Origin of the sequence: Microbacterium sp. JZ31 (genome assembly GCF_016805985.1) — a bacterium.
Classification (GTDB): Bacteria; Actinomycetota; Actinomycetes; order Actinomycetales; family Microbacteriaceae; genus Microbacterium.
The window spans coordinates 2,663,962-2,685,191 of sequence record NZ_CP017661.1 but is presented as its reverse complement, the minus strand read 5'-3'; the positions used below and the strand labels follow the sequence as shown (position 1 = coordinate 2,685,191).

Sequence of the window (21,230 nt, the reverse complement as noted above, 5' to 3'; positions counted from 1 at the left end):
CCACCACACACCCGAAGGACGCATCACATGAACAAGAAGGCACTGGCAGGCATCGGCCTGCTCGGCGCCGGCGCGCTGGCGCTCGCCGGCTGTTCCGCGAGCTCGGCTCCCGGCGGCGAGACGGACGCGCCCGCGGCCGAGAGCGGCGAGCTCACGGTCTGGGTCGTCGGCACCGACACCCCCGAGACGGCGCGGGAGTACCTGGTCGACACGTTCGAGTCGGAGAACGAGGGCTGGACCCTCAAGCTCGAGGAGAAGACCTGGGCGGATGTCTCGGAGACGTACGTCGCCGCGCTGCAGTCGAACGACACCCCGGATGTCGTCGAGGTCGGCAACACGCAGGCCATCGGCTTCATCGACCAGGGACTGTTCTCCGACCTGAGCGACATCCGCGGCGACCTCGGCGAGCTCAACCCCGGGCTCGAGGAGGCCGGCACGTACGAGGACACGTTCTACGCGGCGCCGTACTACGCGGGTGGCCGCGTCGTGTTCTACTCGCCCGAGATCGTGGATGCCGACAGCATCCCGACCACGCTCGAGGAGTACGTCGCGCAGGGCATCGAGTACAAGACGGACGCGATGAGCGGCATCTACGCACCGGGTCGCGACTGGTACAACATGCTCCCGTACATCTGGGCGCACGGCGGCGAGATCGCGGTGCAGGACGGCGACACGTGGGACGCGCAGTTCTCGAGCGAGGAGTCGCTGCAGGGTCTGGAGATGCTGCAGCAGGTCTTCGCCGAGGCGACGAACGCGCCGGCCGACGCCGACGAGACCGACGCGCATGTGCCGTTCTGCGCGGGTGAGACGGCGTTCCTGTCGGCTCCCGCGTGGATGCAGTGGTCGATCCTCGCCGAGCCCGACGCCGAGAACCCGGGCTGCCCCGACACGTTCGGCAAGGACCTCGGCGCGTTCGCCCTCCCCGGCATGACCGAGGGCGAGACGGCTCCCATCTTCGCCGGCGGCTCGAACATCGGCGTCGCGGCGCTGTCGGAGAACCAGGCGATGGCGAAGGAGGTCGTCAAGATCATGCTGTCCAAGGGCTACCAGGACCTGATGGCCGAGGGTGGCCTGACCCCGGCGCTGCTGGAATCGGCCGAGTCGCTGCCCGACACCCCGGTCGCGCAGGCACAGGCCCAGGCGCTCGCCAACTCGAAGGGCGTGCCCACGTCGCCCGACTGGGCTGAGGTCGAGTCGAGCCTGGTGATCCAGGACTCGCTGGTCCGGATCGCGCAGGGCGAGGACGTCAAGGCGGTCGCCGAGGCGCTCGACGCCGAGATCGAGTCGATCCTCAACGGCTGACCTTCCGCCTGCTCGTCGAGCGCAGGAGCCTGCGACCGAGTCGAAACGGCCGGACCGCCGTGGCCTTGACCCCGCGGTCGGTCCGGACCGTTCCGACTCGTCGCTTCGCTCCTCGCTCAACGAGCGACGGGGAGAGAGGGAGACCTTCTTGACCACCACGACCGCCCCGCGCCTGAGCTGGGAGGAACGCGAGCGCCGCCGCGTGCGCCGCGACGCGATCTCGTCCTGGATCCTGCTCGCGCCGTCGATCATCCTGATCCTGCTGATGGTCGGCTACCCGGCCGTCCAGATGGTGTGGCAGTCGTTCACTGACTACCAGGTGCGCCACAAGATCCAGGGCACGGCGCCCGAGTTCGTCGGGCTCGACAACTACATCAAGATCATCACGCGCAGCGACTTCCCCGAGGTCGTCGCCCGCACGGTCGGGATCATGGTCGTCACCACCGTGCTGATCATGGTGCTGGGCGTGCTCGTCGCACTGCTCATGACCAAGATCGGCCGCGGCATGCGCATCACGCTGTCGGTCGGGCTGCTGCTGGCGTGGGCGATCCCGCCGCTGACGGCGAGCGTGGTGTGGGGGTTCATCTTCGACACGCAGTACGGCGTCGTGAACTGGGCGCTCAACACGGTCACCGGCACGCAGGCGTGGCACAACCACTCGTGGCTGCTGAACCCGTGGACGTTCTTCCTGGTGCTCACGATCATCGTGGTGTGGGGCGCGATCCCGTTCGTCGCCTTCACGACCTTCGCCGCTCTGGGCCAGGTGCCGCGCGAGACGATCGAGGCCGCCGAGATCGACGGCGCGGGCGGCTGGGCGCGGTGGTGGAACGTCGTGTTCCCGGCCGTGCGTCCCGTGCTGGGTGGGCTGCTCATCCTGCAGATCATCTGGAACATGAAGCTGTTCACGCAGGTGTACGCCCTGCAGAGCCGGGGCGGCATCGCCGCCGACACGAACGTGCTGCCGGTCTACCTGTTCCGCCAGGGCATCGGCGAGTTCGGCGCCACCAGTGCGATCGGCATGCTCATCGTGCTGATCATGCTCGCGATCAGCTGGTTCAACCTGCGCCAGCTCCTGAAGGAAGAGGACGAGACGTGACCATCCTCGCGCCCAAGGCGCCCCCCGTCGTCACGAAGGCGCTGCCGCCGACGACGACCACCCGCGCGCTGCGGATGCCGCGTCCCACCGCGCCGCCGACCGGTGTGCGCAGCCGCGGCATGCGGATCCTGTTCAACGTGCTCGCCGTGATCGTCTTCCTGTGCGCGGTGTTCCCGGTGTACTGGATGCTGAACCTGTCGTTCACGCCCGGCGACCAGATCATCCAGCGCGACCAGTCGCTCATCCCGCGCGAGCCGACCCTGCTGAACTACGTCACGGCGTGGACCCGGCCCGCCGCTCCCGGGCAGACCGACTTCCCGAACGCGCTCCGCACGAGCCTCACGATCGTGGCGATCGTCGTGCTGTGCGCGCTGCTGTTCGCCTTCCTCGCGTCGATCGCGCTGGCCCGGTTCCGGTTCGTCGGGCGGCGCACGTTCATCGTGGCGATCCTCGTCGTCCAGATGATCCCCGGCGAGGGGATGATGTTCACCGTCTACAACCTGATCGACGACATGCGCCTGATGAACACGTTGGTGGGCCTCAGTCTCGTGCATATCGCGGCCGTGATCCCGTTCACGATCTGGACGCTGCGGGGCTTCGTCGCGGGCGTGCCCGCCGAGCTCGAGGAGGCCGCGCAGATCGACGGCTGCTCCAAGCAGGGCGCGTTCTGGCGGGTGACGTTCCCGCTGCTCGCGCCGGGGCTCGTCGCGACCGGGATCTTCGCGTTCATGCAGTCCTGGAACGAGTTCGCGATGGCGCTGCTGCTCATGAAGGACGAGAACCTCACGCTGCCGACGTGGCTGAACTCGTTCCAGTCGGCGACCGAGGCGACCAACTACGGCGCGGTGCTGGCGGGCTCGACGCTCATCTGCATCCCCGTCGTCATCTTCTTCCTGATCGTGCAGGGCCGGATGACCGGCGGCCTCGCGGCGGGAGCCGTCAAGGGATGAGCGTGCCGAAGCTCGTGCAGTCCGACACCACCTCGCCCTCCGTGCTGGTCGAGCAGCAGGATCGCTCGTCGAGAGGGCGGAGCGAGTCGAGACGTCCCGGCCTCTCCGCTGCGGCAGGGGCCGCGCCCACCCGCATCGGCATCGACATCGGCGGCAGCAAGGCCGAGGCCGTCGCGGTCGGTCCCTCGGGCGCGATCGTCGCGCGCACCCGCCGCGCGACCGAGCGCGGGTCGGAGGGTGTGCTCGCCACCGCACGCGCAGCGATCGCGGACCTCGGGGCGGCGGATGTCGCGTCGGTCGGCATCGGCATCCCCGGGCAGATCGTGGGCGGCGTCGTGCGCAACGCGGTCAACCTCGGCGTGACGGAGCTCGACCTGGCGGGTGAGCTGGAGCGGTCGCTCGGGGTGCCCGTCGCGGTGCAGAACGACGTCAACGCGGCCGCGCTCGGCGCACACGCGCTGCTCGCCCGCGACGAGGCGGTGCGGCCGGCCGGCGAGCTGTTCGCGTACCTCAACCTCGGCACGGGCATCGCGGCGGGCGTCGTGCTCGACGGCCGGCTCTGGCGCGGCTGGGGCGGCACGGCGGGCGAGGTCGGGCACGTCTCGATCGATCCGGCCGGGCCGGAGTGCCCGTGCGGCCAGCGCGGCTGCATCGAGACGTTCGCGGGAGGTGCGTCGGTCGCGCGCCGCTGGGGCCGTGGCGGCGACCTGCCCGTGCGCGACGTCTTCGACGCCGCCGACGCGGGCGATCCGCACGCGCTCGTGCTGCGTTCGGACCTCGCTCGGGGCGTCGCGGCGGCGGTGCACGTGCTCGTGCTGACGATGGATCCGGTCGCCGTCGTGATCGGCGGCGGCGTCGCGCGGCTGGGGGACCGGCTGCTCGACGTCGTCCGGTCCGAGCTGCGCGAGCGCTCCGCGCGGTCCGCCTTCCTGACATCCCTTCGCCTGCCTGACAGGATCGAACTGCTCCCGCCCGACTCGGCGGCGGGAGCCCTCGGCGCCGCGCTCGGAGGCGAGGTCGAGTCGCGAAAGGCGTTGCATGGCTGAGATCGTGGTCGTGTCCGACCGGGCGGACGCCGGAGCGCTCGTCGCCGATGAGATCGCGGCACTCGTCGCGCGGCGGCCCGACGCGGTGCTCGGGCTCGCGACGGGTTCCACGCCGCTGCCGGTGTACGAGGCGCTGCGCCCCCGGCTCGCGGGCGTCGACGTGTCCCGCGTGCGGGGCTTCGCGCTCGACGAGTACGTGGGCATCGACCCGGCGCATCCCGAGAGCTATCGATCCGTGATCACGCGCGAGGTCGTGGAGCCGCTCGGGCTGGATCCGGCGCGCATCCGCACGCCCGACGGGACGCTCGAGGGCATCGAGCATCACGGCGAGGACTATGAGGAGGCGATCGCCCACGCCGGCGGCGTGGACCTGCAGATCCTCGGCATCGGCACGACCGGTCACATCGGCTTCAACGAGCCGGGATCGTCGTTCGCGTCGCGCACGCGCGTGAAGACGCTCACGCAGCGGACCCGCGAGGACAACGCGCGCTTCTTCGACTCGATCGACGACGTGCCGACGCACTGCATCACGCAGGGCCTCGGCACGATCCTCGACGCCCGCCACCTCGTGCTGCTCGCCTTCGGCGAGGGCAAGGCCGAGGCCGTGGCCGGAGCCGTCGAGGGCCCCGTCACCTCGTCCCTGCCGGGGTCGGCGATCCAGCTGCACCCGCACGTCACGGTCGTGGTCGACGAGCCCGCCGCCTCCCGCCTCGCCTACGCCGACTACTACCGCTACGCCTACGCGCACAAGCCGGAGTGGCAGGGACTGTAGGCACCGCGCGCGAACGCGGCGCGTCCCGGAGGTCCGGGCCGCGCCGCGCTGCGGACAGGCTTACTGCTGGATGAAGGCGAGGATGTCGGGGTTGATCACGTCGGCGTGCGTGGTCAGCATCCCGTGCGGGTAGCCCTCGTAGATCTTGAGGGTCGCGTTGCTGAGCAGCTCGGCCTGCTTGAGGGCCGCGGCCTTGTAAGGCACCACCTGGTCGTCGTCGCCCTGGATGACGAATACCGGCACCGAGATCGCCTTCAGGTCCTCCGTCTGGTCGGTCTCGGAGAAGGCCTTGATGCCCTCGTAGTGCGCGAGCGCGCTGCCCGTCATGCCCTGGCGCCACCAGTTGTCGATCACGGGCTGCGACGGCGTCACGCCGTCGCGGTTGAAGCCGTAGAACGGGCCGGACGCGACGGCCTCGAAGAACTCGGCGCGGTTGGCGGCGAGAGCGCTGCGGAATCCGTCGAACACCGACAGCGGCGTGCCCTCGGGGTTCGCCTCGGTCTGCAGCATCAGCGGCGGCACCGCCGCGACCAGCACCGCCTTGGCGACACGCCCCTGCGGCTCGCCGTACTGGGCGACGTAGCGGGCCACCTGACCGCCGCCGGTCGAGTGCCCGATGTGGATGGCGTCGCGCAGGTCGAGGTGCTCGACGACCGCGTTCATGTCGCTGGCGTAGTGGTCCATGTCGTGGCCGGTCGCGATCTGCGAGGAGCGGCCGTGGCCGCGCCGGTCGGTCGCGATGACGCGGTAGCCCTTGCCCAGGAAGTAGAGCATCTGCGCGTCCCAGTCGTCGGACGACAGCGGCCACCCGTGGTGGAACACGATCGGCTGGGCATCCGGGCTGCCCCAGTCCTTGAAGAAGATCTCCGCACCATCGGCTGTGGTCACGTACGGCATAGTCGAGCCTCCATTGTGTCGTCGCCCGGGGATCGCTCGGGCGATGTCTGAGCGTGGATAGGGGTGAGCGGGGTGGGACCTCATCATGCGATGAGGGTCGGTCCGCTGAGGGGCGGGGCGCCTTCGCAGCGGCCGACACCTGCGACGCTATGACGCTCGGCCGGCCCTGTCGTGGCCCCGGCAGTACCACCCCCGATGCCGCGCCCGCGGCGCGGCACGGCGTGCGCCTTGTCAGGCGTCGAAGACCTTGCCCGGGTTGAGGATGCCCTGGGGGTCGAAGACGCGGGCGACGTCGCGCTGCAGCCGCCACTGGTCGTCGCCGAGCTCATCGGCGAGCCAGCGGCGCTTGAGCACGCCGATGCCGTGCTCGCCCGTGAGCGTGCCGCCGAGGCGGATCGCGGCGCGGAAGAGGTCGTCGGCCGCGGCCCAGATCCCCTCGGGCACCTCGTCGCCCTGGAAGATGAAGTTCGGGTGCAGGTTGCCGTCGCCCGCGTGCGCGACGGTGGGGATCCCTACGCCGTGCTCGCGCTCCACGCGCGCGATCTCGTCGAACATCGCGGCCATCCGCGAGCGCGGCACCGATACGTCCTCGATCAGCGCGGTGCCGAGGGACTCCATCGCCGGATGCATCGCGCGGCGGATCGCGAGCAGACGCTCGCCCTCCTCGCGGTCGTACGTGATCGTGACGGTGCCGCCCGCCCGGCGCAGCACCTCGGCGACCGCATCGGCCTCCGTGCGGGCGGCGGGTCCGTCGGTCTGGATCGTCAGCTGCGACGCGCCGGCCGTCGGAGCGGGAAGCGCGAGGAGGGCGTGGGCGGCGGCGAGGCTCGTCGCGTCCATCAGCTCCATGATCGCGGGCTGGATGCCGGCGGCCGTGACCGCGGAGGATCCGGATGCGGCATCGCGCACCGTGGGGAAGGTCGCCGCGATCGTGCAGACGTCACCCGGGACGACCCGGCGCAGCTTGAGCGTCGCACCCACGATCACGCCGAGCGTGCCCTCGGAGCCGATCATGAGCGAGGTCAGGTCGAGGCCCGTGACGCCCTTGACGCTGCGGTGCCCCATGCGGATCAGGCGGCCGTCCGCCAGCACGACGTCGACCCCGAGCACCGCGTCGCGCACCACGCCGTACTTCGCGCACAGCAGGCCACCGGCACCCGTGGCGATGTTGCCTCCCACGGTCGAGATCGCGCGGGAGGCGGGGTCGGGCGCCCACCACAGTCCGTAGGGGGCGAGCTCGGCGTTCAGATCGGCGTTCAGGATGCCGGGTTCGACCACCGCGAGCAGGTCGTCGGGGGAGACCTCGAGGATGCGCGTCATGCGCCGCACGGACAGCGCGATTTCGCCGCCGCCCGCGTTCGCCGCGCCGGCGAGCCCGGTGCCCGCCCCGCGGGTGACGACCGGCGTCCCGGTCGCGCTGGCGATCCGCATCGTCGCCTGGACGTGCTCGACCGTCTCGGCGTGCACGAGCGCGAGCGGGGGAGCGGAGGAGCGGTGCCCCGACTTGTCGGCACGCGCGTCCTCGAGCGCTGCGGCGCTCGTGTCGACGAGATCGCCGAGTTCGGCGCGCAGCTGCTCGAGGACGTTCACGGATCAGCCCACGCTGCGCCGCGCGACCATCACGCCCACGGCGACGCTGACGACGCCGACCGCGAGCCCGACCCACGGCTGGCCGAGCGCCCACCACGCGAGCGTCGCGGACAGGAAGATCAGCAGCTCGACGATGATCCGCACGAAGGGGTGCACCGCGAGCACGGCCTTCGGCGACACGAACAGCGCCCACAGCAGGATCGCCAGCGCCGGCGCTCCGAGTCCGAACACGAAGTTCCACGGCAGCGGCCACGCGAGGAAGCCCCACAGCGCGAGGCTGCCGAGGGCGACGAGCTCGGTCAGGAACCGCAGCACATCGAGCGGGGTGATGCGGGGAGCGCGCACGCCGGGAACGTCTTCGGGCATGGGTTCCAGTCTAGATCTGCGTGCAACGCTCCCGCTCCGGCTGCGTGGTCGGGGCTTCGGCTCGGGTCGTCCAACGGTTTCGACTCGGTCGCTTCGCTCCCTCGCTCAACCAGCAGAAGGCTTCTTGCTGGTTGAGCGAGCGCAGCGAGTCGGAACCGCCCGAGCGATGCCCAGGCAGAGGAAACCCCGCCCGGCCGGGACGATGCCTCCGGCCGGACGGGGTGATCTCAACCGCCTCAGCTGGTGGCGCCGGGCTGGCCCTCGTCGACGTCCGTCGGCGTGCTGCCCGAGACGATCTGGCGCGAGAGCTGCTCGATCTGCTCCACGTCGGCGCTGATGCCGGCGTCCGTGAGGCGACGCTCGAGCACGTCCTGCACCTCGGCCTCGGCGAGGCGCTCGGTGCCGAGGTCGCCCTGCATCTGCACCACGATGCCCTGCACCTGCTGAGCGACGTTCGTGCTGTTGAGGTCCTGGCGCGGGCTCGTCTGCTCGCCGGCTCCGCCGGGGCCGACCGCGTCCGGGACGCCCGGGATGTCGCGATCCGCCGAGTCGTGCGCGGTCGGGGCGTCCTCGACGTTGTTCGCGTCGGCTCCGGGCTCGGCGGCCGAGTTGCCGGCCGACGGCTCGTTCTCGCTGGGATCCACGGGTGCCTCTCCTCCTGTGCTCACGTCGCCCGCGTCACGGCCCGAAGCGGGGCCGACGCCGGCGATGTCGTTCTGGCTGGAGCGCTCGACGTCGGGGCTCGAGGCGCCCTCGACGCCGACGCTCTCGACGGCGCCGGAGTCGGCGCCCTCGCGGCCCGGCGGGACGCTGGCCCCGCCCGCGGCGCTGGTGGCTCCGCCGGCGGCGTCGATCGGCGAGACGCCGGCCGTGCTGGACGTCGCGTGCACGGGCTCCTGCTGCTCGACCGTGCCCGCGCCGCGCTCGGCGCGCGCGTCCGCGCTCGGCGCGATGGTCTCGATGCCGGATCCCGTGTCGCCCGTCCCGGACGGGGTCGCATCCGTGTCCAGCGAGGACTCGCCCGTCGCGCCGGGGGATCCGAGAAGATCCGGGTCGACCTCGCGGAAGTCGTCGGCCGAGCGGGGCATGGTGTCGACGTTCGAGCCGCCGTAGATCACGTCGCCCGCGCCGGGCGCGAGGCCCGCGCCGGCATCCGGCGACGTCGTTCCGACGTCCTCGAGGTCGGAGTCGAGCACGTCGTCCTCCAGGCGGACCGAACCGCCCTCGTCCACGCCCTGCTGCTGCGGCAGGTCCTCGGGTGCGAGGTCGCCCTGACCGTCCGGGCCGAGCTCGGCCGCGACGGGGTCGGTGCCCTGCGTCTCGGGGTCTTCGTAGTAGCCGCTCATGTCGCCTCCTGCGTCGGAATCGGTGGTCTCTGCCATCGTGCTTCCCCGGGCGCGGCTTCTGAACGGGGTTGACGCGAGGCGCGAGCGCACCTAATGCCGGGCCCGCGCGCCGCGGGCCCGGCATGAGGTCACAGGCGGCGGCTGGCGCCGGGCTCGCCGTGCGCGATGTCTGTCGGGGCCCGCTCCGACAGGATCAGGTTGGCGAGCTTCGCGAGCTGCTCGGCGTCGCAGCCGATGCCGGCCTGGCACAGGCGCTCCTCGAGCACGAAGCGGGCCGCCTCGGGCTTCAGGCGTCCGGTGCCGATGTCGGCCTCCATCTGCACGACGAGTCCCCGCAGGCGCTGGTCGTGCGTGGCGATGTTGAGCTGCTCGCGCGTGCCCATGCGCTCCGCCGCGTCCTCGACGGCGACCGCGTACAGGCCGGGCGGCGCCGCGAGGTGTCCGGCCGCGCGGGCGTCGGCCGTGGGGAAGTACTCCTGGATGATCGATCCGCTCTCACCGGTGCCGGTCGGCACCCGGTTGCCCCGCAGATCCTGCTTGGTGCTCATATCCGCCTCCTCAAGGTGGGGACCCTTCCAGTGTGCGCCTCATCCTCGGTGCACGCGAGATAGCTGGCACCTCGGAAGGTGTCAAGCCTCTCGCTCTCGGGACGGCGTGATCGCACACTCGATCTGGAGGTGGTGACACACCATGGATACCTATCACCAGCTCGAGCTCGTTCCCCTGATCGAGGGGGCCTGGCGTGTGTGCGACCGCAGTGTGGCGGCATCGGACGCGGCCAGTGTGATCGCCTACGTCGAGCAGGTCCCGACGGAGGATCGCAGCGAGCTGAGCTACGAAGTCGTGTGGGTGCAGGGCGCCCGCGGTACGACACGGCACACGTCGATCGAGAGCGTGCTGCTGATGGCCGCCGATCTGATGGCGGCGCAGGGCTCGGTCGGGCCCGCCAAGCCGAAGCCGATCGCGCACTTCCCGCCGGGTCGCCAGCGTCCCGTCGCCCCGCTCGCCGGATGAGCAGGCCGGTGGTGGGCGCGGGACGCCCCGTCGAGGTTTCACGGGCGAACACCGTCGACCCTTCCGGAGGCCCCACGTGACCACCACCCGCTCTCTCTGGCATGCCACGTCGCCCCTGATCGAGGTCGACACGACGCTGCCCTCGAAGGTCGACGTGGTGGTCGTCGGCGCAGGTCTCGCCGGCCTCTCGACCGCTGCGATCCTCGCCCGCGCCGGACGCTCCGTCGCGGTGCTCGAGGCGCGCGAGGTCGGGGCGGTCGCCACCGGGAACACGACGGCGAAGCTCAGCCTGCTGCAGGGCGGGGTGTTCTCCGGCATCCGCTCGCACGCGGGTGACGAGGCGCTCGAGGCGTATGTCGCGGCAAACCGCGCGGGGCAGGACTGGCTGCGCGCCGAGCTCGCGGGAGAGCCGGAGGCCATCGAGCAGCGGGACGCGTTCACGTACGCCACGACGCGCGAGGGTGCGAAGAGCGTGGATCAGGAGGCCGAGGCGCTCGCCGCGGTGGGCTTCGACGTCGACGTGCTGGGCGAGGGACAGGACGCGGGCCTTCCATACGCCGTGACGCGCGCGATCCGCATGCGCGGCCAGTGGCAGATCCATCCGATGCGGGCACTCGCGAAGCTCGCCGCCTCGGTGCGCGATCACGCCGGATCCGTCGTGACCGGATGCCGGGTGCTCGGCACGGACGAGACGGACGACGGCGTGATCGTGCACACCTCGCGCGGCGCGGTGCTCGCCGACCGGGTGGTCGTCACCAGCGGCTTCCCGGTGATCGACCGCGCCGGCTTCTTCGCGCGCCTCAAGCCGTCGCGCTCCCTCGCGGCGGCGTATCGCGTGCCCGGCGATGTGCCGCGGGGCATGTACCTGTCGGTGGATCCGCAGGAGCGCTCGCTGCGCACCGCCGAGGGACTGCTGGTCGTCGGCGGGCCGGCGTGGACGACGGGTCGCGAGCGCGACACGGATGCGCTGGTGCGCGAGCTCGACGAGTGGACCGTCGCGAACTTCCCCGGCGCGGTGCGCCAGACGTGGTGGGCGGCGCAGGACTACCAGACGGTCACGCAGGTGCCGTTCTACGGTGCCGTCGGCGAGCGGATGCACGCCGCGACCGGCTTCAACAAGTGGGGAATGACGAACGCGGCGGCCGCGGCGCTGACGATCGCGGGCGACATCCTGGGGGAGCCCGTGCCGTGGGCGCTGTCACCCCACCTGAAGCTGCGCGACGGGGCCGAGTTCGTCGCCGCGCAGGCCGGTGTCGCGGCGTCCGTGGTCAACGGCGTCGTGCGGACCGTGACCCGATCCGGCGAGCTCGCGGAGGGCGAGGGGCACGTCATTCGCGACGGCGTCCACCCGGTCGCGGAGTCGCGCGTCAACGGTGAGGTGTGCCGCGTCTCGGCGGTGTGCACCCACATGAAGGGCATCCTCGAGTGGAACCGTGCCGAGCAGTCGTGGGACTGCCCGCTGCACGCCTCGCGCTTCGCGCCGGACGGGGCGGTGCTGGAGGGGCCGGCGGTCGAGGCGCTCGAGCGGCGCTGAGGCCGGCGGCGCTGGTCACGCGCGTGGTCGCCGTTCGACGGTGAGGGGGATCGACGTCTTCTGCGGGCTCCGCAGGCGTCTCCGGCGATCCCCTCGCCTGGTCCGCTACGTCGAGGCGTTTCCCCCCCCGCTTTGCGGGCGCAACGACCGGCCCGGGCGCGCGCTCAGCCGGGACGGACGACAATGGAGGAATGAGCAGCACGCCCGAGCGATCCATCGACCACGCCAAGGAGGGTCGGGCCGTGCAGATGGCCTCGATCGAGGAGGCGTTCGTGCGCTACGGCACACCCGTGGGCAACCTCGAGCTGCTGCGCGGCATCGCCCAGGGCGTGAACGCGTCCGCGATCGTCGGCTTCCGCACCTACTTCAAGCTCGAGCGCAGCGCCGGCGGCCCCGCGCTCGAGGTGCACGACGGCTACACGACGGGGTTCCGCTCGGAGACGGACGCGGAGCGACTGGCGGGCGACCGTCCGCGCTGGCCCAGCCGCCGATTCCGCGGCGCATGGGGCATCACGCACTACGAGACCCGCGAGCGCCCGCTCGCCGACCGCGCGAAGAAGCGGACGGCGGCACCGCGCACGTCATCCGGCACCACCGCGGCCCCGCGCGCGGGCGCGACCGAGCCGCGCGAGGGCCAGATCTGCATGACCTGCTTCATGCAGATGCCGCTGACCGGGGTCTGCCCGAACTGCGGCTGACGCGGGTGCGGTGAGGTCACCGGGACGCGTAGCGGCGTTTCGACTCGCTTCGCTCGCTCAACGAGCAGGCGGGAGGGCTGTCAAGCCGCGTGCGGATCATCCGGTCTCCTGCGAGCATCGAGGCTCCGACGAACGAAGGAGCTCCGATGACCGACCTCCGCATCGCCGTGATCCTCGGCACCACCCGGCCCGGCCGCAACGGCGAGGATGTCGCCGACTGGGTGATGTCCCAGGCCGCCGACCGGCCCGCGACGTACGAGCTGATCGACCTCGCCGACCATGAGCTGCCGCTGCTCGACGAGCCCATCCCGCCGTCACAGGGCCACTACCAGAATGAGCACACCAAGCGGTGGGCGGAGCTGATCGGGCAGTACGACGGCTACGTGTTCGTCACGCCCGAGTACAACCGGTCGACCTCCGGAGCGCTCAAGAACGCGATCGACTACCTCTACGCCGAGTGGAACGACAAGGCCGCGGGGTTCGTCGGGTACGGATCCATCGGCGGCGCCCGTGCGATCGAGCACCTGCGCGGGATGTGCGGGGAGCTGCAGATCGCCGATGTCCGCACGGCGGTGAACTTCCTGCTGGCGACCGATTTCGTGGACTACCAGGACTTCACACCCGGCGACCACCATCCGCCGATCGCGCAGGAGATGTTCGCGCAGGTCGAACGCTGGGCGGGAGCGCTCAAGCCGCTGCGCGGGTGAGGACCGGCGCGTCGCCGCACGGATCCGGAGATCTGCACCGTTCCGGATCGCGCGGCTCCGTGACATCCGGATCCGTGCGGATGTCCGGATCGGCGCCGGGTGCACCGACGACGGGTAGCGTCGGTGGGGTGACGGACGGAGTGCGCAGCGCGCGGGACGAGCTCGCCGCGCTCGTGGGCACCGACCTCCCGCTGCTCGCCGACATGCCCCGCGCCGCCTCGCCGCGCGCCGCGGCCGTCCTGCTGCTGTTCGGGCGGCTGGATCGTTCGGCCGCCGAGACGCCGGATCCCGTCGTCTCGCGCGACCTCGACGTGCTGTTGCTCTCCCGCGCGGCCACGTTGCGGGCGCACCCCGGCCAGGTGGCCTTCCCCGGTGGGCGGGTGGACCCGGGCGATTCCGATGCCGCCGCGACCGCCCTGCGCGAGGCACAGGAGGAGACCGGCCTGGATCCCGCGGGCGTCGACGTGCTCGGCGCCCTGCCCGAGGTGCCGCTGGCGTTCTCGCGGCATCTCGTGACGCCCGTGCTCGGGTGGTGGCGGAAGCCGTCGCCCGTGCGCGTCGTCGACGTGGGGGAGTCGTCCGCCGTCTTCCGCGCGCCGGTCGCCGACCTGCTGGACCCGGCGCATCGCGGCGTCACGGTCATCCACCGCGACGGGCGCGAGTGGCGCGGCCCCGCGTTCACGGTGGACGAGCACCTCGTGTGGGGCTTCACGGCGATGCTGCTCGACGCGCTGTTCGATCGCCTCGGCTGGGCCGAGCCGTGGGACGAGACGAGGGTGATCCCGCTGCCGGCGTGAGCGTCGACGCGACGAAGGCCCGCATCCTCGATGGATGCGGGCCTTCGCGCGATGGTCAGTCGCCCTTCACGTTGACGAGCTGGCGCAGCGTGTGCCGGATGGTCACGAGATCGGCCGCGTCCGCCATGACCCGGTCGATCGGCTTGTAGGCGGCGGGGATCTCGTCGAGGAACGCCTCGGTGTCGCGGTACTCGATGCCCCTCATCGCCTCGCGCAGCTGCGCGTGCGTGAACATCCGCCGCGCCGCCGACCGCGAGTGCTCGCGGCCCGCGCCGTGCGGCGACGAGTTCAGCGACAGCGGGTTGCCGAGGCCCTCGACCACGTACGACGCCGTGCCCATCGAGCCGGGGATCAGGCCCGCCCGGCCGGCGTCGGCCTGAATCGCGCCCTTGCGCGACACCCACACCTCCCGGCCCGCGTGCGTCTCCTTCTCCGTGAAGTTGTGGTGGCAGTTGATCCGCTCGTGCTCGATCACGTCCTCGCCGAGGAACTCCCCGAGCTGACGTGCGACGCGATCCATCATCTCCTCGCGGTTCAGCAGGGCGAAGTGCTGCGCCCACCGGAGCTCGCGGATGTACCGGTCGAACTCGGGCGTGCCCTCCGTGAGGTAGGCGAGGTCGCGGTGGGGCAGGTCGATCCGCTGCTCCTTCGCGATCCGCTGCGCGACCGCGATGTGATGCGTGGCGATCCTGTTGCCGACGCCCCGCGATCCGGAATGCAGGAACATCCAGATCCCATCCGTCTCGTCGACGGAGACCTCGATGAAGTGGTTCCCGGATCCGAGCGACCCCAGCTGCAGACGCCAGCGACCCGCGTACGTCGCCGGATCGAACCCGGCGCGCTCGGCGCGCTGCTCGAGCTCGGCGACCCGCGGAGCGGCGGTGGCGACGACCTTGCGGTTGTCGCGCCCGGCCGAGAGCGGGATCGCGCGCTCGATCGCCTCGCGCAGCGGCTTCAGGTCGCGGCCGGCGAGGTGCTCGCGGGTGAACTGGGTGCGCACGGCGATCATGCCGCAGCCGATGTCGACCCCGACGGCCGCGGGCATGATCGCCCCGAGCGTCGGGATCACCGACCCGACCGTCGCGCCCTTGCCCAGGTGGGCGTCGGGCATGAGGGCCAGGTGCGGGTGGATGAACGGCATCCGCGACGAGACGCGCGCCTGCTCGAGCGTGAGCTCGTCCAGGAGCGACGCCCACGACAGCAGGTGCTTCGAGAGCCTCTCCATGATTCCTTTCCTTGTGGGGGAGAGCGGCGGGTCCGGATCCGGGTGCTCGCTCCCGCGGCTGCCGGTGGGCGGCTGTGCGGAAAGGAAGACGCCCCGGACCTGTGCGGTGCGGGGCGTGAGGCCAGCGGGATGCTGCCTAGACGACCGGCGCCGGAGGGCACGACTCTTCGCGGTTCCGGGGGTTCCCCAGAACCGGCGTGGGCTGCGGGAATGCGCTCACGGTCGTCCTCTCGGCCTGCCTTTTCGTTCCGCGCCGGCCGGCACGGACTTGCCACCGTATCGGCGACACGCCCGGGATGTCAACGCCGCGCGGGGGTGGGGACGGGTTGACGCGTCACTCCGGCAAGAGCTTCCAGTCGCGCAGGACGCCGATGAGCACGCGAGAGACCGCGTCCGGTGCGTCCCAGGTCACCATGTGGCCGGCATCCGGGATGACGCGCTCGACGATGTCCTCGGCGGCCGCCCACCGCCGCATCGCCGCGGCGATGTTGCCGGTGCGATCCCGCGCGCCGCGGATCAGCGCGATCGGCACCGCGGAACGGAAGCCGGGGTCCGGCGAGACCAATGAGGTGGTGGCCCTCCAGACCTCGAGGAAGCGGCGCTTGGGCATGCGTGCGAACGCCGCTTCCGTGAGCGCGATCGCCTCCGGCGACTGCGCCGATGCACGGGCCATCAGGTGCGGGAGGGCGCGCGCGGGAATCAGGGACAAGATGGGGGCCGCCAGGCGCAGTGCGCTCCGCTCGGGCCTCGAGAGCGGACCCGCGTTCCAGGTGGCGTCCAGCACGACCACTCCTGTCACCCGGTCCGGGTGACGCTGCGCGAAGGCCTGAGCGAGGTTGCCGCCGAGCGAGTGTCCGACGAGCACGGGTGCGGCCGTGCCGCAGGCGCGCAGCAGCGCGTCGAGATCGCCGAGGGCATCGCGCGCCGTGAAGCGGGTGCCTTGCGCGATGCTCGACCGTCCATGACCGCGCAGATCCCACAGGATCACCCGGACCCCGCGCTGCGCGAGCGACGCGGCCTGCGCCTCGAACATCGCATGGTCCACTCCCGCGCCATGCGTCAGGACGACATCGGGACGGCCGACGCCTCGGTCCGAGTATGCGATGTCGGCGGTCGGGCGAGCGAGGAGGCGATCAAGGGTCATCAGGACTCCGAATGTAGGGCAGCCGGAGTGGGTGTGTCCGCGCGGGCCTCGTGGGCGCAGCGAGAGGGGCGCCCCGCGCAGCAAGCGGGGCGCCCCGGTGGGCGGCGGATCGCGCCGCCCGGTCTCAGGCGGTCTCGACCAGGAACTCGGCGTAAGCGCGCGTGGTGAGGAACGGGCGGAAGCCCTCCGACAGCGCCACGTCGCGGAACACCTCCGCGGCCTGGTCGAAGCGGTCGCCGTCGCGCCGGTCGACCTCGGCGAGCACCCGGTCGACGAGCGTGGACACGTGCTCGCGCGTGATGAGCGTGCCCTCCTGGGTCGACTTCTCCTGACGGATCCACTGCCAGATCTGCGACCGCGAGATCTCGGCGGTCGCGACGTCCTCCATGAGGCCGTCGATCGCGACGGCGCCCTGGCCGCGCAGCCACGCCTCGATGTAGCGCAGCGCGACCGACACGTTCGCGTGCACGCCCGCGTCGGTGATCGGACGACCGATCCAGAGGTTCAGCAGGTGCCGCTCGAACACCTGCACGTCGTCGCGCTGACGCTCGAGCTGGTTCGGCCGCGAGCCGAGCACGGCGTCGAACTCGGCGCGCGCGACCGGGATGAGGTCGGGGTGCGCCACCCACGTGCCGTCGAAGCCGTCCGCGGCCTCGCGCCGCTTGTCGGCCGCGACCTGCTCGAGCGCACGGGCGTTCGCCTCGGGGTCGCGCCGGTTCGGGATGAAGGCGCTCATGCCGCCGATCGCGTGGGCGCCGCGCTTGTGGCAGGTCTTCACGAGCAGCTCGGTGTACGCCCGCATGAAGTCGACCGTCATGGTCACCTGGTTGCGATCCGGCATCACGAAGCGCGATCCGCGGCCGCGGTAGGTCTTGATGATCGAGAAGATGTAGTCCCAGCGACCCGCGTTGAGCCCCGCGCAGTGATCGCGCAGCTCGTACAGGATCTCCTCCATCTCGAACGCGGCCGGCAGCGTCTCGATCAGCACGGTCGCGCGGATCGTGCCGTGCGCGATCCCGAGGTAGTGCTCCGTGAAGGTGAAGACCTGGTCCCACAGGCGGGCCTCCTCCGCCGACTCGATCTTCGGCAGGTAGAAGTACGGTCCGCGGCCCTGATCGATCAGGGCCTGCGCGTTGTGGAACGCGTAGAGCCCGAAGTCGACGAGCGATCCGGACGCCGCCATCGTGCGTCGGTACTTGTCCGTGAAGTGCAGGTGGTGCTCCTCCAGGTGCCAGCCGCGCGGGCGCATCACGATCGTCGGAGTCCGCTCGGCCGTGACCTCGTAGCGCCTGCCCTCCGGCGACGTGAACGTCAGCTGCCCGCGGATCGCGTCGTACAGCGAGAGCTGACCGCCGATCACGTTGCGCCAGGTCGGGCTGGTGGCGTCCTCCTGGTCGGCGAGCCACACGCGCGCGCCCGAGTTCAGCGCGTTGATCGCCATGCGCGGGTCCGTCGGCCCCGTGATCTCGACGCGGCGATCCTCGAGCCCCGGTCCCACGCCCGCGATCCGCCACGAGGCGTCCTCGCGGATGCGGGCCGTGTCCTCGCGGAACCGCGGGTCGCGGCCGTTGCCGATCTCGTAGCCGTGGCGCATCCGGTCGGCGAGCCTGTCGTAGCGTGCCCCGGCGAAGAGTTCGTGCAGCTGCGCGACGAACGCGAGCGCCTCGCCCGTCAGGATCTCCTCGAACCGGTCGTGCAGCGGCCCGACGACGGTCAGGGTCGGCACGATGCGCTGCGGCTCCTGGCGGATCGCGCGCGGCGGGGGAGCGATGTCGGTGATGGTCATGATGTCCTCCAGAGAAGTGGTTGCGTGTCCGGGCCTGGTGGGCCTCAGTGGAACTGAGCCGTCTCGGTGGAGCCGGCGAGGGCGAGAGTCGCGCTCGCGGGGTTGAGCGCGGTCGACACGTGGTCGAAGTACCCCGTGCCGACCTCCCGCTGGTGTCTGGTGGCGGTGTAGCCGTCGGCCTCGTCCGCGAACTCGGCGTCCTGCAGCTCGACGTACGCGGTCATGCCGCTGTGCGCGTAGCCGCGGGCGAGCCGGTACATCGAGTGGTTCAGGGCGTGGAAGCCGGCCAGCGTGATGAACTGGAACCGGTAGCCGAGCTCGCCGAGCTCGTCCTGGAACGACGCGATCTGCGCGTCGGTCAGCGCGCGGTGCCAGTTGAAGCTCGGCGAGCAGTTGTACGCGAGCATCTTGCCCGGGAACTCGGCGTGGATCGCCGCGGCGAACTCCCGCGCGAGCTCGATGTCGGGCGTGCCGGTCTCGACCCACAGCAGGTCGGCGTAGGGCGCGTAGGCGAGGCCACGGGAGATGACGGGATCGATGCCGCCCCGCACCCGGTGGAACCCCTCGCTCGTGCGCTCGCCCGTGAGGAAGGCGCGGTCGCGCTCGTCCACGTCGCTCGTGAGCAGGTCGGCCGCCAGGGCGTCGGTGCGGGCGATCTGGATGGTCGGGACACCTGCGACGTCCGCGGCCAGGCGCGCCGCGTTCAGCGTGCGGATGTGCTGCTGCGTCGGCACGAGCACCTTGCCGCCCAGGTGGCCGCACTTCTTCTCGCTCGCGAGCTGGTCCTCCCAGTGGATGCCCGCGGCGCCCGCCTGGATCATCGAGTGCGCAAGCTCGTACGCGTTCAGCGGCCCGCCGAACCCGGCCTCCGCGTCGGCGACGATCGGCGCGAGCCAGTCCCGCGTGCGGGTGCCCTCGGCGGTCTCGAGCTGGTCTTGGCGCAGCAGCGCGTTGTTGATGCGGCGCACCACGGCCGGCACCGAGTTGGCGGGGTACAGCGACTGGTCGGGGTAGGTCTGGCCCGACAGGTTCGCGTCGGCGGCGACCTGCCACCCCGACAGATAGATCGCCTTCAGGCCCGCGCGCACCTGCTGCACGGCCTGGTTGCCCGTCAGCGCGCCGAGCGCGCGGATGAACGCGTCGCCGCCGTCGCGGTGCGCCGTGAGGCGCTCCCACAGCACCTCGGCGCCGCGGCGGGCGAGCGTCGCCTCCTCGCGGACGCTGCCGCGCAGCCGGATGACGTCCTCGGCCGTGTAGTCGCGGCGGACGCCGTTCCAGCGCGGGTCGGCGCCCCACTCGAGGCGGAGGTCGTCGGCGGTCTGGATCTGGTCTCCCGGATAGCTCATCGTCGTGCTCCTCGGTTCGGATCCCGCTGGCGGGACGTGGTGTCGATGGATCCACCATGGGCGAAGGATCGGCGGTTCGAACCGGATCGGTGAACAGAAGTTCGCCGCTCTTTCTGCGAAACGGATCTCTGTGGCAGGATCTCCCGCATGCAGCTCGACGAAGAACTGGATGAGGCCGACGCGCTCGCGATCGGGAGGCGGATCCGCCGGCTCCGCGGTGAGCGCGGCATGACGCTCGAAGCGCTCGCCGCGCAGGTCGGGCGTGCACCCAGTCAGATGTCGATGATCGAGAACGGCCGGCGCGAGCCGCGGCTGTCGATGCTGCGTGCGATCGCGAAGGCGCTCGGCACGACGATGGACGCGCTGCTGCAGGCCGAGCCGCTCGACGAGCGGGCCGAGCTCGAGATCGGCGTCGAGCTCGCGCTGCGCGGCGCCAGGCTGCAGGCGCTCGGGATCAGCCCGTTCCGGATCCCGAAGTCGACTCCCGACGAGCTGCTGCGCACCATCCTGCGATTGTCGGGCGAGATCGACCGGCTGCACGACGAGCGGTCGGCCACCCCCGAGCAGGCGCGCCGCGCGAACGTCGAGCTGCGGCGCCTGATGCGCACGCAGGACAACCACTTCCCCGAGCTGGAGAAGGCGGCGCACGAGCTGCTGCGCGCGGTCGGGCATCCCGGCGGACCACTGACCCAGCGCGCGACCAGCGATATCGCCTCCCACCTGGGGTTCACGATCCACCACGTGCCCGACCTGCCGCAGACGACGCGCAGCGTGCTCGACCTGCGCCACGGCCGGCTCTACCTGTCGGACCGCCACCGCGGGGACCCGCGCAGCGCCGTGCTGCAGGCGCTCACGGCGCGCGTGCTGGGCCACGCCGAGCCGACCGACTATGCCGAGTTCCTGCGCCAGCGCGTCGAGCAGAACTACCTCGCGGGCGCGCTGCTGATGCCGGAACGGCATGCGGTCGAGGTGCTCGAGGACGCCAAGAAGCGCAAGGCGATCTCGATCGAGGATCTGCGCGACACTTACTCGGTGTCGTACGAGACCGCCGCCCACCGGTTCACGAATCTCGCGACGCGCCACCTGGGCATCCGGGTGCACTTCCTGAAGGTGCACGAGTCGGGGACGATCACGAAGGCGTACGAGAACGACGACGTGAACTTCCCGGCGGATCCGCTCGGCGCGATCGAGGGGCAGATGTGCTGCCGCCGCTGGACGAGCCGGGTCGTGTTCACGGAGCAGGACCGCTTCAACCCGTACTACCAGTACACGGACACGGGCAACGGCACGTACTGGTGCACGGCCCGCGTCGAGCACTCGGCGCAGGGGGCGCACTCGGTGAGCGTGGGCGTGCGGTTCGAGGACACGAAGTGGTTCGTCGGCCGCGACACCCCGCACCGCGGCCTGTCCCGCCACGCGGTCGAGGTGTGCTGCCGACGCCCGCCCGAACAGCTGGAGCGGACCTGGCGCGACGGCGCGTGGCCGCACGTCAGCACGCCGCGCACGCTGCTTGCGACGCTGCCGACCGGCGCGTTCCCCGGCGTCGACACCACCGAGGTCTACGAGTTCCTCGACCGCAACGCACCCATGGGATGAGGCCGGGGCGCCGCGCCT

20 protein-coding genes are annotated in these 21,230 nt (G+C 71.5%); 11 read left to right on the top strand and 9 right to left on the bottom strand.

The window, feature by feature from the left end:
* Nucleotides 1–27: 27 nt before the first annotated feature.
* The 5 genes from BJP60_RS12780 (at nucleotide 28) to BJP60_RS12760 (ending at nucleotide 5,166) form a co-directional block, all read left to right on the top strand.
* Nucleotides 28–1,302, top strand: coding sequence for an extracellular solute-binding protein (locus BJP60_RS12780; protein WP_203136165.1), 1,275 nt, complete (start codon nucleotides 28–30; stop codon nucleotides 1,300–1,302).
* Between the two features lie 148 nt (nucleotides 1,303–1,450).
* Nucleotides 1,451–2,398: a carbohydrate ABC transporter permease gene (locus BJP60_RS12775; RefSeq protein ID WP_203136163.1), complete on the top strand. Its 948-nt coding sequence runs from the start codon at nucleotides 1,451–1,453 to the stop codon at nucleotides 2,396–2,398.
* A 74-nt stretch (nucleotides 2,399–2,472) separates the two neighbouring features.
* Nucleotides 2,473–3,348, top strand: a complete 876-nt coding sequence (locus BJP60_RS12770) for a carbohydrate ABC transporter permease (protein ID WP_203139343.1) — start codon at nucleotides 2,473–2,475, stop codon at nucleotides 3,346–3,348.
* Nucleotides 3,345–4,394 carry an ROK family protein gene (locus tag BJP60_RS12765; protein WP_203136161.1) on the top strand — a complete coding sequence of 350 codons (1,050 nt, stop codon included), beginning with the start codon at nucleotides 3,345–3,347 and terminating at the stop codon, nucleotides 4,392–4,394. The genes BJP60_RS12770 and BJP60_RS12765 overlap by 4 nt, the downstream gene beginning before the upstream one ends.
* Nucleotides 4,387–5,166 carry a glucosamine-6-phosphate deaminase gene (locus BJP60_RS12760; protein ID WP_203136160.1) on the top strand — a complete coding sequence of 260 codons (780 nt, stop codon included), beginning with the start codon at nucleotides 4,387–4,389 and terminating at the stop codon, nucleotides 5,164–5,166. The genes BJP60_RS12765 and BJP60_RS12760 overlap by 8 nt, the downstream gene beginning before the upstream one ends.
* Nucleotides 5,167–5,226: 60 nt before the next feature.
* Here BJP60_RS12760 and BJP60_RS12755 read toward each other — a convergent pair whose 3' ends face one another.
* The 5 genes from BJP60_RS12755 to BJP60_RS12735 form a co-directional block, all read right to left on the bottom strand.
* The gene (locus tag BJP60_RS12755; RefSeq protein WP_203136158.1) at nucleotides 5,227–6,063 is read right to left on the bottom strand and encodes an alpha/beta fold hydrolase; all 837 of its coding nucleotides are present in this window, start codon (nucleotides 6,061–6,063) and stop codon (nucleotides 5,227–5,229) included.
* Nucleotides 6,064–6,294: 231 nt separating this feature from the next.
* Nucleotides 6,295–7,653: an FAD-binding oxidoreductase gene (locus BJP60_RS12750; RefSeq protein ID WP_203136156.1), complete on the bottom strand. Its 1,359-nt coding sequence runs from the start codon at nucleotides 7,651–7,653 to the stop codon at nucleotides 6,295–6,297.
* Between the two features lie 3 nt (nucleotides 7,654–7,656).
* Nucleotides 7,657–8,019 carry a YrdB family protein gene (locus BJP60_RS12745; RefSeq protein WP_203136155.1) on the bottom strand — a complete coding sequence of 121 codons (363 nt, stop codon included), beginning with the start codon at nucleotides 8,017–8,019 and terminating at the stop codon, nucleotides 7,657–7,659.
* Between the two features lie 236 nt (nucleotides 8,020–8,255).
* Entirely contained in the window at nucleotides 8,256–9,365 is a 1,110-nt protein-coding gene (locus BJP60_RS12740) for a hypothetical protein (RefSeq protein ID WP_203136154.1), read from the bottom strand.
* Between the two features lie 128 nt (nucleotides 9,366–9,493).
* A complete protein-coding gene (locus BJP60_RS12735; protein ID WP_203136153.1) occupies nucleotides 9,494–9,913 on the bottom strand; it encodes a hypothetical protein in 420 nt (139 codons plus the stop codon).
* 142 nt (nucleotides 9,914–10,055) lie between these two features.
* Here BJP60_RS12735 and BJP60_RS12730 point away from each other — a divergent pair, with 142 nt between their 5' ends.
* From BJP60_RS12730 to BJP60_RS12710, 5 genes are all read left to right on the top strand, one after another.
* A complete protein-coding gene (locus tag BJP60_RS12730) occupies nucleotides 10,056–10,379 on the top strand; it encodes a hypothetical protein (protein WP_203136152.1) in 324 nt (107 codons plus the stop codon).
* Nucleotides 10,380–10,455: 76 nt separating this feature from the next.
* Complete coding sequence (locus tag BJP60_RS12725) at nucleotides 10,456–11,913, top strand: FAD-dependent oxidoreductase (protein WP_238439431.1); 1,458 nt, start codon at nucleotides 10,456–10,458, stop codon at nucleotides 11,911–11,913.
* 191 nt (nucleotides 11,914–12,104) lie between these two features.
* Nucleotides 12,105–12,611 (top strand): hypothetical protein, encoded by a 507-nt coding sequence (locus tag BJP60_RS12720; RefSeq protein WP_203136151.1) that lies wholly within the window; start codon nucleotides 12,105–12,107, stop codon nucleotides 12,609–12,611.
* Nucleotides 12,612–12,757: 146 nt separating this feature from the next.
* On the top strand, nucleotides 12,758–13,318 hold the full coding sequence (locus BJP60_RS12715) for an NADPH-dependent FMN reductase (protein WP_203136150.1): 561 nt from the start codon (nucleotides 12,758–12,760) through the stop codon (nucleotides 13,316–13,318).
* Nucleotides 13,319–13,398: 80 nt separating this feature from the next.
* A complete protein-coding gene (locus tag BJP60_RS12710; RefSeq protein ID WP_442923426.1) occupies nucleotides 13,399–14,115 on the top strand; it encodes an NUDIX hydrolase in 717 nt (238 codons plus the stop codon).
* 55 nt (nucleotides 14,116–14,170) lie between these two features.
* Here BJP60_RS12710 and BJP60_RS12705 read toward each other — a convergent pair whose 3' ends face one another.
* The 4 genes from BJP60_RS12705 to aceA all read right to left on the bottom strand — a co-directional run bounded on the left by BJP60_RS12705 (nucleotide 14,171) and on the right by aceA (nucleotide 19,616).
* Nucleotides 14,171–15,340, bottom strand: a complete 1,170-nt coding sequence (locus tag BJP60_RS12705; RefSeq protein ID WP_203136149.1) for an RtcB family protein — start codon at nucleotides 15,338–15,340, stop codon at nucleotides 14,171–14,173.
* Between the two features lie 334 nt (nucleotides 15,341–15,674).
* Nucleotides 15,675–16,484: an alpha/beta fold hydrolase gene (locus BJP60_RS12700; RefSeq protein WP_238439430.1), complete on the bottom strand. Its 810-nt coding sequence runs from the start codon at nucleotides 16,482–16,484 to the stop codon at nucleotides 15,675–15,677.
* 124 nt (nucleotides 16,485–16,608) lie between these two features.
* Nucleotides 16,609–18,270 carry a malate synthase A gene (gene aceB, locus BJP60_RS12695; RefSeq protein WP_203136147.1) on the bottom strand — a complete coding sequence of 554 codons (1,662 nt, stop codon included), beginning with the start codon at nucleotides 18,268–18,270 and terminating at the stop codon, nucleotides 16,609–16,611.
* 44 nt (nucleotides 18,271–18,314) lie between these two features.
* A complete protein-coding gene (gene aceA / locus BJP60_RS12690) occupies nucleotides 18,315–19,616 on the bottom strand; it encodes an isocitrate lyase (protein ID WP_203136145.1) in 1,302 nt (433 codons plus the stop codon).
* A 147-nt stretch (nucleotides 19,617–19,763) separates the two neighbouring features.
* Between aceA and BJP60_RS12685 the strand changes: the two genes are divergently transcribed.
* Entirely contained in the window at nucleotides 19,764–21,212 is a 1,449-nt protein-coding gene (locus BJP60_RS12685; RefSeq protein ID WP_203136143.1) for an XRE family transcriptional regulator, read from the top strand.
* Nucleotides 21,213–21,230 lie beyond the last annotated feature (18 nt).

Bases quoted from the DNA above. Each gene is read 5' to 3' on its own strand.
- BJP60_RS12780 (WP_203136165.1), top strand. From the start codon at position 28: ATGAACAAGAAGGCACTGGCAGGCATCGGCCTGCTCGGCGCCGGCGCG.
- BJP60_RS12770 (WP_203139343.1), top strand. From the start codon at position 2,473: ATGCCGCGTCCCACCGCGCCGCCGACCGGTGTGCGCAGCCGCGGCATG.
- BJP60_RS12765 (WP_203136161.1), top strand. From the start codon at position 3,345: ATGAGCGTGCCGAAGCTCGTGCAGTCCGACACCACCTCGCCCTCCGTG.
- BJP60_RS12760 (WP_203136160.1), top strand. From the start codon at position 4,387: ATGGCTGAGATCGTGGTCGTGTCCGACCGGGCGGACGCCGGAGCGCTC.
- BJP60_RS12755 (WP_203136158.1), bottom strand. From the start codon at position 6,063: ATGCCGTACGTGACCACAGCCGATGGTGCGGAGATCTTCTTCAAGGAC.
- BJP60_RS12745 (WP_203136155.1), bottom strand. From the start codon at position 8,019: ATGCCCGAAGACGTTCCCGGCGTGCGCGCTCCCCGCATCACCCCGCTC.
- BJP60_RS12740 (WP_203136154.1), bottom strand. From the start codon at position 9,365: ATGAGCGGCTACTACGAAGACCCCGAGACGCAGGGCACCGACCCCGTC.
- BJP60_RS12735 (WP_203136153.1), bottom strand. From the start codon at position 9,913: ATGAGCACCAAGCAGGATCTGCGGGGCAACCGGGTGCCGACCGGCACC.
- BJP60_RS12730 (WP_203136152.1), top strand. From the start codon at position 10,056: ATGGATACCTATCACCAGCTCGAGCTCGTTCCCCTGATCGAGGGGGCC.
- BJP60_RS12720 (WP_203136151.1), top strand. From the start codon at position 12,105: ATGAGCAGCACGCCCGAGCGATCCATCGACCACGCCAAGGAGGGTCGG.
- BJP60_RS12715 (WP_203136150.1), top strand. From the start codon at position 12,758: ATGACCGACCTCCGCATCGCCGTGATCCTCGGCACCACCCGGCCCGGC.
- BJP60_RS12710 (WP_442923426.1), top strand. From the start codon at position 13,399: ATGTCCGGATCGGCGCCGGGTGCACCGACGACGGGTAGCGTCGGTGGG.
- BJP60_RS12705 (WP_203136149.1), bottom strand. From the start codon at position 15,340: ATGGAGAGGCTCTCGAAGCACCTGCTGTCGTGGGCGTCGCTCCTGGAC.
- BJP60_RS12700 (WP_238439430.1), bottom strand. From the start codon at position 16,484: ATGACCCTTGATCGCCTCCTCGCTCGCCCGACCGCCGACATCGCATAC.
- aceB (WP_203136147.1), bottom strand. From the start codon at position 18,270: ATGACCATCACCGACATCGCTCCCCCGCCGCGCGCGATCCGCCAGGAG.
- aceA (WP_203136145.1), bottom strand. From the start codon at position 19,616: ATGAGCTATCCGGGAGACCAGATCCAGACCGCCGACGACCTCCGCCTC.
- BJP60_RS12685 (WP_203136143.1), top strand. From the start codon at position 19,764: ATGCAGCTCGACGAAGAACTGGATGAGGCCGACGCGCTCGCGATCGGG.